This is a genomic window from uncultured Clostridium sp., from assembly GCF_900547735.1.
Taxonomy (GTDB): Bacteria; Bacillota; Clostridia; order Lachnospirales; family Lachnospiraceae; genus Otoolea.
In genome coordinates, this window is record NZ_URHZ01000001.1 from 1 (window position 1) to 17768 (window position 17768).

Here is a 17768-nt window from a genome sequence, read left to right on the forward strand (position 1 = left end):
AAAGCAGCATACATCCTATGTGGCACAGACAGAATATTATCAGCAGTATATTCAAAGTCGAGAGGATTGGGAGTATGTCGGAATTTTTGCTGACGAAGCGAAAACCGCAACTAAGGTAAAAAATCGTGACGAATTTTTACGGATGATGAAGGAATGCGAAAAAGGTAATATTGATATGATTATCACCAAATCCGTCACAAGGTTTGCCAGAAATACGGTAGACAGCATAGAAACCATCCGAAAGCTGAAAGCACTTGGAATATCGGTATTTTTTGAAAAGGAAAATATCAATACCATGTCCGAGCAGAGCGAGCAAATGCTGACCATTTTAAGCTCCATCGCACAGGGAGAATCGGAGAGCATTTCTACTAATAATCGCTGGGGCATCCAAAAACGATTTCAAGATGGCAGCTTCAATATCGGTTGCGTTGCATACGGATATACCAAGGATGAAGATGGCGAGCTTATCATAAAAGAGGATGAAGCAGAAATCATCCGCAGGATTTTCAATGAATATCTCGCAGGAAAAGGTAGTTACACCATTGCAAAAGAATTAAACTATGATAGCATTCCAACCATCCGCAATGCAGAAAAATGGAATGACAGCGTGGTAAAGGCGATTTTGCAAAATCCCATCTATGAGGGTGAGCTGCTTATGCAGAAAACTTATACGACAGAGGTGCTCCCTTTTACCAAAAAGCGAAATAATGGCGAACTGCCAATGTATTCTATCAAAGAAAATCACCCGGCTATTATCACACAACAGCAGGCAGAAAGAGTGAGAGAAATCTATGCCTACCGCAGAATACAGATGGGTGTTGATGACAGTGGCAAATACCAAAACCGCTATGAATTCAGCAGTAAAATCATCTGTAAAGAATGCGGCGGAGTATTCCGCAGGCAAAAAATTTATATTGGAAAACCATACGAGAAAATACAATGGTGCTGCATTACTCACATAGAGAACATCAAAAAGTGTAAAATGAAAGCAGTGAGAGAGGACATGATCAAGAACGCCTATCTCACCATGTGGAATAAGCTGGTCAGCAATTACAGTGAAATACTCTATCCCCTCTTGGAATCGCTAAAGAGTCTCAGAACCAGCCCAGAGCAGGAAGTGCAGATATTAGAGTTAAATAATAAAATAACGGAATTAACAGAGCAGAGTCGTATCCTAAGCAGAGTTGTGCAAAAGGGATATATCGACTCTGCTATTTTTATGGAACAGCAAAACACCTTGAATGTACAAATTGAAGAATACAAGAAACGAAGAAATACCCTGCTTGATGATAATGGGTATGAAAAAGAAATTGACGGTACAAACAGGCTGCTGCAAATTATTAAATATAACCCTGTCATTATGGAGGAATATCAAGAGGAATTATTTATCCATACCGTAGATAAGGTGCTAATCGGAAATAACGGAGATATCACCTTCCGACTGATTAATAGCCTTGAACTGACAGAAATAATTATAAGGGGGTGAACCAAAGTGCAAACACACTTACCCATTGGCTATAAAATGGTGGATGGCAAAATTCAGATTGAACAGGAAAAATCAGCTACTGTAAAGAAAATCTACAGCGAATATGTCAATGGAAAATCCATACTCGCTATCTCAAAAGAGCTAAAAGAAAATAATGTACCCAATGCCAATAATAAAACCAACTGGACGCATGGTGCAGTGGGAAAAATCTTGCAAAACATCAAGTACATGGGTGATGACCTTTATCCCCCACTTATCATCAAGGAACTGTTCCATCAGGCAAAGAAAAAACGGCAGCAAAAAACAGCACAGTTAGGGAGAACGGCACAGCTCAACAGTATGAATAATCATAACGCATTCACCAACAAAATATTTTGCGGAGAGTGCGGAGAGCCGTACCGCAAATATGTGGAACACTGCGGTAAGCCGCAGGAAAAGGTACGCTGGAAATGTAAAAAGTACATTTTTAATAACAGAGTTGTATGCAGAAACCTTTTTTATACTGAGGATGAAATAAAGGCTGTTGTTATATCAGCAATCAATAAACTGCTGCAAAAAAGAAAGCTACTGGATAAGCCTTATCGAAAAGAACCTCTGAAAAAGGATTTGGCGCTAAGAGAGGTAGAGATGCAAGTTGCAGACTTGGAGGAACAAGAACAGTTTTCCTCGCCGGATCTTGCAACGCTTATCTTCAAACGAGCAGAGCTTACCTACAAAGCTTCAAAAATAGAGGATTATCAATTTGCCACCCAACGGATTAGGGAGAGCATAGAGGAAATCCACGAACAGACGGATTTTAACGAAGAACTGATGGTGCAGATTATCAAAAAAATCACCATCTACAAAGATGGAAAAATAGAAACAGAATTTATCAATGGACTGAAATTCAGTGAAATCTTAGAATATAAACGAAAGGATGAGCCTAATGGCAGTACAGAAAAAGAATGTGGCGATTATACCGCCGCAGATGAAATATGATAAACAGCTTCGAGTAGAGCAGAAAACCTTGCGTGTAGCCGCCTACTGCCGAGTAAGCACCTTGCTTGAGCAGCAGGAGGGCAGCTATGAAGCTCAGGTAGATTACTATACCAATAAAATAAACAGCAATCCCAACTGGAAGTGTGCCGGTATATTCGCTGACGACGGCAAAAGTGCCACGCAGACCAATAAGCGTGATGACTTCAATGCCATGATAGATGCCTGCCTTGCAGGTAAAATAGACTTAGTCCTTACCAAATCAGTCAGCAGGTTCGCCAGAAATACCGTAGATGCCTTACAGAACATCCGAAAGCTGAAAGAGAAAAGTATCCCCATCATCTTCGAAAAAGAGGGCGTGAATACAATGGAAAGCGGTGGAGAGCTTCTCATCACCATTCTAAGCAGCCAGGCACAAGAGGAAAGCCGTAACATCAGCGAAAATACAAGATGGGGTGTGACAAGAAGATTTGAGAATGGAATCGTCCAGGTCAACCACAAGAAATTTTTAGGCTACACCAAAGATGAGGACGGAAACCTTGTGGTAGTGCCGGAAGAAGCAGTCATCGTCAAGCGGATTTTCCGAGAATATCTTGAGGGCAGTAGTATTATAAACATTGCCCGAGGGCTCCAGCGAGATGGCATTAAAACAGTAACAGGGCTTGACCACTGGCACCCAGGAACCATAGATAAAATGCTCTCAAACGAGAAACTGTGCGGGGATGCCTGTATGCAGAAAACCTATACCGTAGATTTCCTCACCAAGAAAAAGGTTAAAAATGATGGCTATGTCAGACAATACTATATCGAAGATAATCATGAAGCTATCATACCCAAGGAGCTGTTCCATCAGGTGCAGGAAGAAAAGCTCCGCAGAGCTTCTCTGAATAAAGCGGCGGTAACCCGAAAGAAAAACAAAGAGGAAAAAGAAAAAAGCAAATACAGCTCCAAATACATACTGACCGACCTCATGGTCTGTGCGGAATGTGGACACGCCTATCGCAGGCAGATATGGAGCAAATACGGTGAAAAATCGGCAGTATGGAGATGCGAAGATAGGCTCAAGCAAGGTAAAAAGTCAAGATGTCAGAACTCACCGACCTTAAAAGAGGAACAGCTACACGATGCCATCATGACAGCCATAAACAGTGTGGTGGAAAATACAGGTGAATTTATAGGCACCTTCCGAGAAAATGTCATCAGAGTAATCGGCAGCTACAGCACCCAAGGAGTTACAAGCGAATATGATACGCAGATAGAAAAGCTGCAGCAGCAAATGCTGATACTCATAGAAAATAATGCAAAGCAAGGAGCTGTCAGCGAGGATTTCGATGCAGAATATAAGCAATTATCCGAGCAGATCAATGAGCTAAAAACAGCCAAAATCCAAATGGTACAGGCACAGAAACAAGCAGAAAACTACAAAGAGCGTGTGGATCAGCTGGATAAGGCAATCACCACGGTAAACCCACAGGTGCGAGAGTTCGACCAAGACCTTGTAAAACGGCTCATATCCTCCATCAGAGTGCATAAGGGCATGAAACTGGAGATACAATTCCACTCGGGGATTGTGGTAAAACAGGAAGTAGACTACTATGAATAGGCAGTAAAATAGGAGTGGGGTGTGTTCCCCGCTCCTATGATAAAATTGCTAAGACTAAAGCCTTTGGTGCGTGTCGAGGGCTTTAGTCTTTGCAATTATTAGAACAAGAAGGTTGATGTTGTAATAAGGCAAAAAAAGATATAAAATAAAGTGTGTAGATTAGCGAATAAACATGAGAGGAAAATCACTATGAAAAAGCCTGTAAAAGAAACTATTCATGCTAAAGGTGTAGATATAACCATATATACACATAATTTTCAAGATGAATTTTTATCATTGACGGATATTGCACGCTATAAAAATGCAGATTATCCAAGTGATGTGATTAATAATTGGATGCGTAATCGTAACACAGTTGAATATTTGGGGATTTGGGAGCGAATACATAACCCTGATTTCAATTCCCTCGAATTCGAGGGAATTGACCGAGAAGCAGGTCGTAATGCTTTTGTGCTTACACCGAAGCGTTGGATTGAAACGACAGCTGCAATTGGAATGACCTCAAAGCAAGGAAGATATGCTGCAACTTTTGCACATAAAGATATTGCATTAAAATTTGCAGCATGGCTTTCCCCTGAGTTTGAATTGTATATCATTAAAGACTATCAACGATTGAAAAGTGATGATAGTAGCCGCCTTTCATTAAATTGGAATTTAAACCGTGAAATTGCAAAACTGAATTACAGAATTCACACAGATGCAATTAAGGGGAATCTTATTCCGCCGCAGCTGACGCCGTATCAGATATCCGTTACTTACGCCAGTGAAGCAGATGTGCTGAATGTTGCATTATTTGGTATTACCGCAAAAGAATGGCGAGAGCAAAACCCCGGTAAAGCTGGCAATATGCGAGATGATGCTACACTAAACCAGCTACTTGTCTTGTCTAATATGGAAAGCTATAATGCTATTCTAATTGAGCAAGGAAAGCCGCAGGGGGAGCGATTAAAATTGCTAAATGAATTGGCAATCAGACAATTGAAAACCATAGAACAAATCAATACAGATACCATTAAAAAGCTTGAAGAAAAATAGATGAATAGGTCTCATTTATGACGGAAGATGTGTTGCCGCCAAGGAACTGTTAGGTCTTGGCAGCATACTTATTGTCTCCTCAAGGCATGTCGAGTGTATAATAATGATGCGGAATTGTGGTTTGGAGAAAAAATAGAGACTTAAACTACAACATATAGTAGTTTTTGCGGAAAAATCGGGAGAAAAATCAGGCTAAAAACGGCCGATTTTGACCCCGATTTTTTGGCTCTTCCACAGATGTGAGATAGATAAAAGGAGATATGGAGTAAAAATCAAGGGCTGACCGACTGATCACCGAATCCGAAGTCAGATTCCATATTTACCAGATTATCTGCCGCCAAGCATACCGTAGTGGAATTGAACCAGGCGGTAAAAGCAATATGAGAAGTGAGCGATAGGTTGGAGATGTCAAGGAAAAAGCTGCTGGCTTCGCTGGAGGCAGAGGTTCCCAGAGATATAGACGCTGTGTGCAGCGTGATACGAAATCATGGAGATTATAAATTTTTGCCGATAGATGATCTGAGCCCAGAGGAGTTTGCAAAGTATATATTGAGGATCCATCATGTGGCAATCGAACTGAAAATGGAGATTTTCTATGATTTGAAGGAGTTTGGAAGGCAGAAAACGAGGGAAAATGGCCCTGTCAATACTTACTATGATGTTCTGGTCGATAAGGTCCGCCCGATCCCACAAATCAACGCAGACTTGCAAGAATTCCGGTTCTACAATTCGTTGGCCTTGACTGCTTATTGGAATGACAGGGATTCCACTTTAGCGGTTATATTGGGCGGTGAGACGGCAATTCTTTTTAAAGATTTGATACAGGAGAAGATAAATAAAAACTTGGGTGACTGTTCGGAGAAGGGGCTGGCAATGTACCTCTCAAATGAACTGCTGGGTAAGAGGATTTTTACCATGTACCCAAATGTTGAGGAATATGGGGGAGAGTTATGGGGAGTCCTTACCGTAAAAACATACGGGGAATTAAATCAGCGGGAGCTGGAGGCATTACGAGAAGAGTGGAGAACCATGGCAGACGGTGGCTGGGGAGAGGATTTATTTTACCGCCCGATACTGACCAAGCGAGGGGAAAATTATATCGGATTCTGGGACACAGACAATAATGACAATCTGTTCATAAAAATTGAGGATGCATTTAAATGGGAATTTCCAGATGGTATTCATCCGGGCCGGCTAAGAGGTGAAGTGACCGAGGAATCGGAATCGCCATTTAAAAGTTTTATAAGTCCATTCTTCTCTGAATGAAATAGAATAGAACAAATGTTCTGGAATACTATTGCACTCTTTTTCGCGGTCCTGTATAATAGGATCAGAAGCAGGAAGGAGAAGTTTGCGTGATACGGTTGTTTGAATTTCGAGATTTAGATAAAATAATGGAGATCTGGCTGGAGGGAAATCTGCAGGCCCATGCATTTATAGGGAAAGAACACTGGAAGCAGAACTATGAATCAGTCAAAACGGTTCTGCCCAATGCGGAAGTATATGTGTTTGAGGAGGCGGGGGAGATACGGGGCTTCATTGGAATGGAGGCCGATTACATTGCCGGATTATTTATAAAAGAGGAGTACCGGGGCAGGGGAATCGGTCACCAGCTGATTGAGACTGTAAAGCGGAAGAAGCGTCTGTCCCTACATGTATATAAAAGAAACACTGGAGCAGTGGCATTTTATCGGGCAGAAGGTTTCAAGATTCAACAGAGCATGACAGAAAAAGAGAGAGGGGAGAAAGAATTCCTGATGGTTTACGGTGAATCGGAATAGAGGTATGTTTGGAAAACTATAGTAAAGATCGTTACCTGTTTTGTAATTTGTGGGGGTGGTACGATGCCAACGTGGAACCCTTGGCATGGCTGTAAGAAAATTAGTCCGGGCTGTCTGAATTGCTATGTGTATCGCAGAGACGCGGAATTTGGAAAAGACAGTAGCATTATATCTAAAACGGTCAGCTTTCATCTGCCCGTTAAGCGCAGCCGAAGCGGTGAGTATAAGCTCCAGCCCGGAGGAGAATGTGTTTATACCTGCATGACCTCGGATTTCTTTTTGGAGGAGGCCGATGAGTGGAGGCTCGCGGTATGGAACATGATCCGGGAGCGCAGCGATCTGCAGTTTGTGATTATCACAAAACGAATCCATCGCTTTCGCGTAGGTCTTCCAGAGGATTGGGGAGGCGGATATAACCATGTTACCATCTGCTGCACCTGTGAAAACCAGAAGATGGCGGACGCCAGGCTGCCGATTTTCCTGGAATTGCCCATCCGGCATCGTACTATTATCCATGAGCCTATGCTGGAGGCAGTGGATATCCGCGAGTACCTGGCTGGCGGTCAGATTGAGCAGGTAACCTGTGGCGGAGAGTCGGGGCCGGAGGCCAGAATCTGTGATTTTGCATGGGTTTTAAATACAATGCAGCAGTGCATGGAATATGATGTCCCATTCTGGTTTAAGCAGACCGGAGCGAACTTCAAAAAGGGAAAACGTGTGTATTACATTGAGCGCAAGGATCAGATGAGCCAGGCCGAGAAGGCTGGGATTAATTATAGACATGAACATAGGGTATAAAAAGATGTGTAAGAACAGATACGATTCTGGAAGATTTTGTTCTTAGCTTTTGTTAATAGACATTACTTTCCGAATGAACTAAGAATATGATAGTTACGACAGTATGGATATAGATAAATTTGAATTTGTAATAGAGCTTATTTATATAGGAGGAATTACCAATGCAAGATTTTTTTGAAGCATTAACAAGTGAGAGTAAAAACACAGCATTACCTGACGAGTATAATTATTTTGGAAAACTTATCGGCAGTTGGGCGATAAACTATATTGAGGGTAACAATTCCCTTGCAATTAAAGGGGAATGGTATTTCTCATGGGTTCTTGAAGGAATGGCGATTCAAGATGTTATTATTCTGCCCGATTATGAATGTGGGACATCGTTGCGTATCTATAATCCCGATACACACGCATGGGATGTAGCTTATGGTTATACTGGAAAAATAATACAGCTTGAAGCAAAAAAACAAGATGACATGATAATGCTCACCTTCGTCAATGATGAAAGAAGAAAGTGGGTTTTTACGAATATAGAGGATAATCGTTTTCATTGGGAAAACATTACTGTAAAAGATGATGGCGATTGGTATATAAATGCGGAAATATATGCTGAACGTATCATATAACTAATGTTCATAATGTTACAAATTCCAGGTTTGTGGGATTGGAAAATTAGAATTGATGGAAAAAATTATGATAAAAAAGTTGGCTTTGATATTAAGCGTAATATTTATAATATTAACATTTGTTGGAGCTGGATATGTCCTCTTTAATGGTGGAAAAGTTAATGCAGGGTATGCTTGTGTGCCTATGATTTTTGCATTGATTTCTATGTTTTTTTATCGGGAGTACAAGTAAAGTGCAAATCCCACCTGATAAGGAAGGAAAATTGGAATTTTGCCAAGGTGAAAAAATGATTATATTAAATATTCTTCAAGGCGTTTCTTTGAATACAGGTGAAAAATTGTTATTGGAAGAAGGTTATATTGCAGAAGAATGTATCGAAAAAAACGATACTTCATGCGACAAGTTATTCCTTTATCCTTATTGCTTATATGATACTCAAGGAAAAAAACTTGATTGTGTTTATCTTGCCGAATATTGTAATTACGTAATTGATGATGAATATATAGATGGTAGGATGATGTGGAAATCTATCAAAGCAAAATGGACAAGGAGATAATGGCCTGCCAACTTCCAGCTTGTCGGGAAGAAAAATTTGAAGTTGAGGGGGGATTTTTTTGAATCAGTCTTTGTGCGAAAAAGTTACTCATATTATTCAACAGAGAAATTTATATAGCATAATGAACAATACAAAATGGACAGAACTTATTTCTTCAATCATTCAAGAAATGCCATTTCCAGCCGCCTTTGTTATTAAATATGTGACTTCTGAAATTGAACCATCAATAGATGTGTCGGCTTGTAATTATTGCGGGGACTGGACGGGCGAGAATTTTCCGCCTTTAGAATACTATTTCAATATTGAATGGATTAAAGTACAGCCACGGTATTGTAAGCATATAGGACAACTTGTTAGTCCGGAGATTGTTGAACTATAACACCAATTATTTTGTACAGGGATGATTTTTACTCTGGGGCTATCAATGTACCAGACTGTCAACCGTAATGTACGGACCATTTCAAGGAAATAATACAGCCTGGAACAGAGTATGGTGTTCCAGGCTGCTTCGGTATCTATCAGATACGAGATGTTCAGGTGGCATGCTGTGAACCGCGCGAATAACGGTATTCAGAACCCTGAAATTTTGTATCTTGAAAACGGTAAATCAAAAACGGTAAATCAAAATTGGTAAACCAAAAACGATAAATCAGAATCTAACGGAAATCTAACATAGCATATGGTATTCTTAATCAGACTTCCAGCCATATAACAGGCAGGGTTGTGATTAAGAAAGGGGATTTCCATGAAAAACAGGAATTATAACAGACTCATAAAATTGACAGCTGCGGTATTGACAGCGTCTATTGCTCTGACTGCCTGTGCTGCGCCTGGCACAGAGGGAATAAAGAGTTCCATAGCGGCAGACATTATAACCAGTGAAGGACAGGAAACGTCCTCCGATAACCCTACGGCAGGGCAGGCGGCGGATTATCTGATTCAGGCTGCCGAAAAATACGGGAGAGCCTCGGATCGGGCAGACGTTCTGGCGGGATTTCAGGAAGAGGAGGCAGTCACATGGATGCAGCTATTGGTACTGGCAGGCCGCGCATTTGGAGAACTGCCTGCTCCGGAAGGAGCCGCTAAGCTGATGGCGCCGCCGTCGGTGGATCTGTCAGGTGTCCCGGAGTGGGCTGAGGCAGAGCTGCAAAATCTGGCCAACGGTGGGATACTGGCTCCTTCCGATCTGGAGCAGGCGGAACAAACAGAAATATCCGCAGAGCAGAATCCTTCGGCGGATACAGAAAAACCAGCTGCCATGAAAGATTTGGAGAACCTCACATCGCGTTTCCATGCACGGTTGGGGACCAGTCTGAACGATGATTTTTACCATACAGTAAATAAAGAGCTTTTTGACCGTCTTGAAATTCCGGAAGGGGAAATGTTTGCGGGAGGTGCAAGCGCGGTGACTGCTAATACAAACCGGCAGCTTCATGAGTTGATTCTGGAGCTCACGGAAAGCGGGAACGAATATCCCATCGGCAGCTCCGAACAGAAAATCCGTGACTTATATCTAAGTGTGCTGGATACAGAGCTTAGGAACCGGCAGGGGATAAAGCCTCTTGAAAAATATTTTTCGGCGGTTGACAACGCCCGGGACTATTCCGAGCTAAATGCCGCCATTGCGCTGGCGGTTAATGAACTGGGGAATTCCGGGAACGGCCTGTTTCCGATGATCGCGGTAGCCGACACGGAAGACAGCAGCTGTTATATCATGCAGCTATTGACCATGCCGGCTAACCTGTCTTTAGAAGATTATACCAATGAAGACAGTGAGGTTCTAAAGGAGTACCGGGAATCCATAATAAGACAGTTAACAGTCGCTGGAGACAGCCTGCAGGAAGCAAAACGGCTTGCAAACGCCATCATCCAGATGGAACGTGAACTTGCCGGACAGACGACTGACCCGAAGGAGCTGGGAGATTTACAGAGAAAGCCAAAGCGATACACACCGGAAAGCCTCGATGCGCTGATGCCTCAGGCGAGACCGTCCGAATTGCTTGCCGCCATTGGTTTAAGCCCGGATGTAGTTATGCAGGCGTTTGATGAGAAACAATTTGAAGCCTTTGCCGGCTGGTTTACTCCAAAAAATCTGGAATTATTCAAGGCATACCAGAAGATGGTGCTCCTGACAGGATTCAGCGGCTATCTGAGCGAAGAGCTGGCATTTGAATTCTACTATGGACAGGCCGCTGTCAGCGATGCTGCGAATAGTGCGGTTCAGATGTTTCTATCCGAAGAATTGGGGGAACTCTACGTAGAACGGTATTTTTCTTCTGAATCCAAGGCAGGGATAGAAGAGATGGCTGATATGATGATCGATGTGTTTAAAGACCGTATAAGACGCCTGGACTGGATGGAAGAAAACACGAAACAGGAGGCTCTCAAAAGCTGGACAATATTACGATCCTCATTGGATATCCGGATGAGTGGCAGAAAACCGATGTGACGAGTGATGTCTTTCCATATATGTGGGCTGAAGCAAATAATTACTATTATCGCGGGCGGCTGGTTGCAAAAACAAAAGGTGGCTCTTTATACAAGAAACCAGAAATTATTTTGATAGATGAACCGGAACCAGATGGTGATTACCTGCGATTTGTAGATATTCCGGCTATGGTTGTAAAGAATCGCGAAATTATGGAAAGCCTTGCACAGGAGACAATAAAGAAAATCTACAATTACTTTATGGAATTTCGTAATAAGGTGGATGTTTTCTATGTTGCTTTTAGTGGAGGTAAAGACAGTGTTGTTACACTGGATTTGGTATCGAGAGCATTGCCACATAATGATTTTAAAGTTTTATTCGGCGATACAGGGATGGAGTTCCCAGATACCTATGAAACAGCAAATAATATTGAGGAATGGTGTGGAGCACAAAACATTGAGTTCTTGAGGTCAAAATCCGAATTCAATCCTGAATATACATGGAGCCAATTCGGCCCGCCGGCTACAGTTATTCGATGGTGCTGTAGTGTTCATAAAACTTCCCCACAAATACTGATGCTTCGAAAAGTTACTGGGAAAGAAGACTTTACAGGAATGGCCTTTGTCGGGGTTAGAGGAAGCGAAAGTATTGCAAGAAGTGAATATGACTATGTCAGTCTGGGTGAAAAACACAAAGGACAATGGAGCTGCAATCCAATATTAGAATGGAATTCTGCAGAACTTTATTTATATATATTTACGAGGAGTCTAATCCTTAATGAGGCTTATAAAAAAGGGAACAGACGAGCAGGGTGCCTAGTATGTCCAGGAGCATCGGAAAGAAATGAGTATATGGCTAGAGCTTGTTATTGTGATGAGTTTGATGCACTAATCTCAAAAATAAAAGACCATTATAGGCAGAATTTCCAGTCCGATGAACGCCTAAAAGAGTTTATTGAGAACGGCGGTTGGAAAGCAAGAAAAAACGGCAGGGATTTGCACTTTCTCCCTAAATACTCAGACCATATAGAGAAGGATAACATTATCATTCAGCTCAATAATCCCAATATGGATTGGAAGATATGGATGAAAACGGTTGGTGTTCTTCAAGAAGACAATGGCAGCTTTAGCATTATACATCGAGGCAAATGTTATTGTTTTGAAGTGATTGAAAGTGCTGATAATATTACGGTTTCAATTGCGAATGAAATAGCGAAAAGAGATCCGCTGTTTATTAAATTTTTTAAAAATGTATTTAAAAAAGCATCTCAATGTATTGGATGTCATGAGTGCGAAGCTGATTGTCATAATGGATGTTTGACCATGGAAAATGGGAAAGTCCATATTAGTGATAAATGCAAACATTGTTCAGAATGTCATAAAGCTTTAAAAGGATGTTTAGTCTACAATTCAATTGAGATGCCAAAAGGAGAAACAGGAAATATGAAAGATATGAGTTTGAATAGTTACTCCCATTTTGCACCAAAAATAGAGTGGTTTGAACAGTTCCTGAAATATGAAGATGAATTCGATGATAATCATTCTCTTGGATCACAGATGTATAGCTTCTTTAAGAGGTTTCTACGTGATAGCAGTATGATTATTAACAATCATTTTTCGCCAGTCGCAAGGGTGGTAAAGAATCTTGGACTTAGTAATCTGTCGGCTTGGGGAATTATGCTTGCGAACGCTGTTTATTCACCGCAGCTTCGGTGGTTCGTGCGAAATCTGGAGTTTTATACAGATTATCCGAAGGATTATACCATTGCTATGTTACAGGATGCTGGCGCCAAAGAAACATGGGCAAAAGACATCTGGAGTTGCTTTAATAGATTTACGGATCTTCATTTTGGAAATATAGGCATGGGGACTGGGAAAAGGGAGAAGAATAAGCTGGTTGCAGTGTATAGGACAGCATGGAACAATCCGGATCCAGTGGTGATTTTGTATTCCTTGTACAAGTTTGCCGAAAAGTGTGGAGGATATTATAATTTTACACTTAGCCGTTTGCTTGATCATGACGTTGATAGCGATGGCATCAGCCCTACGCAGATTTTCGGCTTGGATCGGGAGACAATGGTTCGGTTGTTAAATGGCCTGGCTGCTAACTACTCGGAATTCATCACAGTGTCATTTACAATTGATTTAGATAATATTTACCTAAAGAGCGAAAAATCATCAGAGGATGTTCTTGAATTATTTTAAGCGGGGGGATGTGGACATGGCAACCAGTACCTATAGAAAGTACTTTAATATTAAGAAACAGTACTATCCTTGTGTTACGGATGAACTGATTAGAAAAGGCAATGTGGATTGGCGCGATTTCTATCCGCATCCTACGTTTGTAAATCTGCTTGAGACAGCGGCTAATGTTATTGAAAGAAAGCAACCTTTGGGTATCTGGGTCGAGGGTGGATACGGAACAGGGAAGTCATATGCAGCCTTGGCTCTTGGCAGCCTTTTGAAAGCAGATAAAGAAACAACAGAAGCGTATTTTGACAGATATAAGCTTGATAGGACCCTTAAAAAGCGTTTCTGTGCTATTAAAGAGCGCAAGGATGATAGCGGTGAAATTAAGAAGATTGTAACTGTTCATTGCTACGGAACTTCATCGATAGATGGTGATGCTGATCTATGTTCAATTATGCAGCAGAGCATTCTCAAGGAATTAAAAAATGAGGGATGTGAGCATACTGGGCAGGCGTCTTTGAAGGATGCTGCTTTAAATTGGCTTTCTATAAATCGTAATAAGATATATTTTAATTCAATTATTTCTGAGGACAGTCGATTTATTGGACAGACGGCTGATGACGTTATTGATGGATTAAATACCTATACGGGTGAAGCGTTGACCATGCTCATGGGAAAGATTGCCAAGGTTGGCAAGGAGAATGGCATTGAGCCGATGAAACTCGATGTCAAAATCTTTATCAAATGGCTGAAAGATATTATCAAAGGAAATAATCTGCAAAGCTTGTTCTTTATTTGGGATGAGTTTACAAAGTATTTCGAGAATCATATCCATGATCTAACGGGATTTCAGGAAATTATGGAGGTAACGGAGACAAATAATTTCTGTCTCCTTGTTGTGACGCATACGGGTGTTAGTGAAGATGTCGTGGCCAAAGAAGGTGGAAGCGATAAAAAACTGATCAATCGCTTTGTAAAGCCAACATCGGTCATTGATCTCCCTGACAATATTGCGTTCAAGCTGATTGGACATGCACTTGAAAAAAATGATGATGAGCAGATTGCGGAAGAATGGAAAGAGATTTGCGAAACCCAGTTTTTTGATACAGCCAACAGTAGAAAACTTGTCATGGATAAGCTTAATAAGCTGACAGATGAGGATATTACAGATGAGGATATGATGAATATCCTGCCCCTTCATCCATACGCTGCACTTATCTTGAAATATATTGCATCGTCCTTTCAAGAGAACACCAGAAGCATGTTTGAATATATTAAAAATGATTCCGGTGTGAAATTGAAAGATTTCCAGTGGTACATAGATACTTATGGACCTTTTACGGGGGATCCGCTTGTGACAATAGATATGCTTTGGGAATATTTCTATCAGGATGAAGGTCGTTATCTGCGTCAAGAGATTAGAAATATTCTTAGAGCTATCAGTAAATCGAAAAGCAATAAATTGGATGATGATCAGACCAAAATTCTGAAAACCGTTCTTCTTATGCAGGCTATATCTTATATGAATGGTGATGCGGTAGAGTGTTTCTATGCAACCGATAAGAATTTGAATTTGGCATTTGAAGGAACTCCTATCGGTAATAGCGCGTCCAGTATTGCAGAAACGCTTTGCAAGAAAGATATTCTTTTTCCAAAAACGATTCAGGGGAAAACAGTTTATATTGTGCAGTTGATTGCTACTTTCACGGTTAGTCGGGAAGATGTTGAAGCAAAATGGTCTACGGCAAAATTGATTGAAGATCCTAAGTTTAGCGATCCATTATCATGGCCTGGGGCATTGAAACTTCGATATAATTTTATGTCTGCAACATTGGACACTATACCTAGCTGCATCACGAAATTTAAAAAGCTTGCTTACCGAAAGGGCAGCTTCAACTGTCTATGCGTATATTCGAAGAATGACGAAGAAAGCAGAGAAATAGAAGTCGAAATCGGCAAATGCTTGAAAGAACCGAAAAATGAGGAACTGAATTTGATCATTGTCGATACAGGTGCGACCCCTTTTGGCAATGACAAGTGGAACACCTTTATTGATTATATGGTTCAGAGTGAATCATTCGATAAGAACGATAATACTCAGAGTCAGAATTATTCGCTGAAAGCTTCTGAAGTCATAGAGGATTGGAAACAAGCTATGCAGAATAGTGGCGCTTTTTATATCTGCCGACTGGCAGCTAACGGTACTGTTAAACGTGAACGAAGAAGCAATCTTGATGATTTGTATTCTGGTTTGTATACCATCATTAGAGATACTTATCCGCAAGCGCCAGAGGTGAATTATGATCTAATAGATGGTGTTTATATCATTAGCGCATTGAAGCAGGGCGTAAAGTCTGCGGTAAATGGAAAGATCGAAGGCCCTTATAATGCCCCTCAGCCGAAGAAAAAACTTGAGAAGGCATTAGAGGGCGCATGGGGAATGCCTGCGGAATACCGCTATTGGGAAGAGAAGATGCATTTACATATTTCCCAGATTAAGACATGCGTAGAGAAGATTATAGCTGAAGAATTTGCTCAGAGTGATAGAGTGGCTATTTCTACTATCTACAACAAATTGACAGAAGCGCCATTCGGTTTCATGCCGTGTAATCTGACGGCGTTTCTTCTGGGATTTGTTTTAAAGGATTACGTTGGAGATAAGTACGGATATGATGATGGTATCGCAGGTGGCGAGATGAATCTGGCAAACCTGCAGGCTATGGTCGAATGGGTAATTAAGTATGCTGCTGGTCAGGACACAAAATATCGAGAGAAGTACATTGTTACAATGACGGAGGAAATCCGTAAGTTTAACGAATTGACTTGCGCTGCCTTTGGAATTAGCGCCGAACAGTGCACAAATATTCCTAATACCAGAACTTATATCCGAAACCAAATGAAAGAACGGACATTCCCTATTTGGTGTGTGGAATACTGCCTTAATGATGTTTCATTAGCTTCCAGCAAATCAGTTGTAGCTAGTGTGATTCAGCTTTATTCTGGTTTAGCAAACAATGCTAATATGGGAAAAGCGGAATCGGATATAGCTAAAGAAATCGGTACTCTTTACAAGAACAACCCGACCCTGATTCAAGATTTACCGTATCTTTTTACAAAGGATATGTGTCGGGCTGGCATGAATTATTATTTGGCTGAATACAATGATGGCGAACTTGTTCAACTGTCAGAGCAAATTGAGGATGACGGTCAATTCCTTAATGAAGTAAAGAAAAAATTTGATGCGGATTCAGCCAATTGGGTATGGATTAAAGAAACTGCTGACAAGAAGATTTCTGAAGTTATAGCGGAATATACTATCATAGCAGAGAGCAACCGGCTCATTGGAAAGGCAAAAACACTTAGAGAGGCATTGGATGGTTGGAAGTCTAAATGCGGAAATATAAGAGTGTCATATGAAGCTTCTAAAAATTATCTTGGAGATGTTGAACCGCTTGTCAAGGCTTTGTACGACTTGAAGCAGCAGGGATCCCTTCTTGATTCACAGAAAGCAGCTTTCCTGAAAGGGCTGCAGGACAAGGGCGACCTTTTTGATGAGTATTATAAAGGACAGTTTAATCTTTTTGTGAAGGTCTGCAGCTTCTATGTGAGTGAGTTTGATGCAGAAGAGCAGAACAGCTTGTTCATGACACTGCCGACTGGAGACACATTCACCAAAGAAAAAGCACAATATTTTCAAATGATCGAAAAGGCGGTGAAGGACTTTAAGAGCACATTAGGAAAAATTAAACTCAAAAATTTGTGGAAGGCTAGAACCGGAACTGAATCACCAGAAGAGTGGTCTAAGAGTAATTTAACACCTATCGTTTGCATGATCGATGCACAGGACTATGATGCGGCTCGTCAGGCGTTCTTGACACTTTCGCGCGTGCACCCGGAAGATAGCGAAACTGAAAAAGCTATAAGTTTCCTTGAATCTGCAACATTTTATGAAGCTTTGGAGGATTCGAAAAAAATAGATGACGCCTTCAATAAGAAAATCCTTAAAGAGTATGCAGTTTTACTTAAAGCCGATGAAGTTAGGGCGTATTTGAAGGAACGCGCAACAGCACAGCCCCATGAATGGTATTCAAATCCGATGGTTGATAAGCTTATAAGGGAATATGCTTCTGCCAGATACGATACTGAGGGCAGTGTTATTGCGACCAATATTGTTGATGCAATGGATGATATTAACACGTTAAAAGAATATTTAAAAAAACTTATTCAGGATGACATATCGGTTGGCCTTAGTATTATCAAAAATGCGGACCGAAAGTAACGAAAGGTGACTTT

At 41.1% G+C, this 17768-nt stretch carries 13 protein-coding genes; all 13 read left to right on the forward strand.

The features are described from left to right. Positions 1–1486, forward strand: a 1486-nt coding sequence (locus QZT18_RS00005) for a recombinase family protein (RefSeq protein ID WP_294143418.1), incomplete at its 5' end; no start/stop codon positions are given. 6 nt (positions 1487–1492) lie between these two features. Then, positions 1493–2464 (forward strand): recombinase family protein, encoded by a 972-nt coding sequence (locus QZT18_RS00010; RefSeq protein WP_294143420.1) that lies wholly within the window; start codon positions 1493–1495, stop codon positions 2462–2464. Further along, positions 2412–4064, forward strand: a complete 1653-nt coding sequence (locus tag QZT18_RS00015) for a recombinase family protein (RefSeq protein WP_294143421.1) — start codon at positions 2412–2414, stop codon at positions 4062–4064. The genes QZT18_RS00010 and QZT18_RS00015 overlap by 53 nt, the downstream gene beginning before the upstream one ends. Positions 4065–4253: 189 nt before the next feature. After that, positions 4254–5099, forward strand: coding sequence for a KilA-N domain-containing protein (locus QZT18_RS00020; protein WP_133527984.1), 846 nt, complete (start codon positions 4254–4256; stop codon positions 5097–5099). Positions 5100–5486: 387 nt separating this feature from the next. Beyond that, positions 5487–6365 carry a hypothetical protein gene (locus QZT18_RS00025; protein WP_294143427.1) on the forward strand — a complete coding sequence of 293 codons (879 nt, stop codon included), beginning with the start codon at positions 5487–5489 and terminating at the stop codon, positions 6363–6365. An 89-nt stretch (positions 6366–6454) separates the two neighbouring features. Next, on the forward strand, positions 6455–6880 hold the full coding sequence (locus tag QZT18_RS00030) for a GNAT family N-acetyltransferase (protein WP_294143428.1): 426 nt from the start codon (positions 6455–6457) through the stop codon (positions 6878–6880). 63 nt (positions 6881–6943) lie between these two features. After that, the gene (locus QZT18_RS00035; protein WP_294143430.1) at positions 6944–7678 is read left to right on the forward strand and encodes a DUF5131 family protein; all 735 of its coding nucleotides are present in this window, start codon (positions 6944–6946) and stop codon (positions 7676–7678) included. Between the two features lie 161 nt (positions 7679–7839). Then, positions 7840–8301 carry a hypothetical protein gene (locus tag QZT18_RS00040; RefSeq protein WP_294143432.1) on the forward strand — a complete coding sequence of 154 codons (462 nt, stop codon included), beginning with the start codon at positions 7840–7842 and terminating at the stop codon, positions 8299–8301. Positions 8302–8534: 233 nt separating this feature from the next. Beyond that, positions 8535–8858, forward strand: a complete 324-nt coding sequence (locus QZT18_RS00045) for a hypothetical protein (protein WP_294143434.1) — start codon at positions 8535–8537, stop codon at positions 8856–8858. Between the two features lie 58 nt (positions 8859–8916). Beyond that, positions 8917–9237 carry a DUF6678 family protein gene (locus QZT18_RS00050; protein ID WP_294143435.1) on the forward strand — a complete coding sequence of 107 codons (321 nt, stop codon included), beginning with the start codon at positions 8917–8919 and terminating at the stop codon, positions 9235–9237. Positions 9238–9603: 366 nt separating this feature from the next. Beyond that, entirely contained in the window at positions 9604–11307 is a 1704-nt protein-coding gene (locus QZT18_RS00055) for a hypothetical protein (protein ID WP_294143437.1), read from the forward strand. Further along, the gene (locus QZT18_RS00060) at positions 11304–13490 is read left to right on the forward strand and encodes a phosphoadenosine phosphosulfate reductase family protein (RefSeq protein ID WP_294143439.1); all 2187 of its coding nucleotides are present in this window, start codon (positions 11304–11306) and stop codon (positions 13488–13490) included. The genes QZT18_RS00055 and QZT18_RS00060 overlap by 4 nt, the downstream gene beginning before the upstream one ends. 16 nt (positions 13491–13506) lie before the next feature. Beyond that, a complete protein-coding gene (locus QZT18_RS00065) occupies positions 13507–17754 on the forward strand; it encodes a hypothetical protein (protein WP_294143441.1) in 4248 nt (1415 codons plus the stop codon). Positions 17755–17768 lie beyond the last annotated feature (14 nt).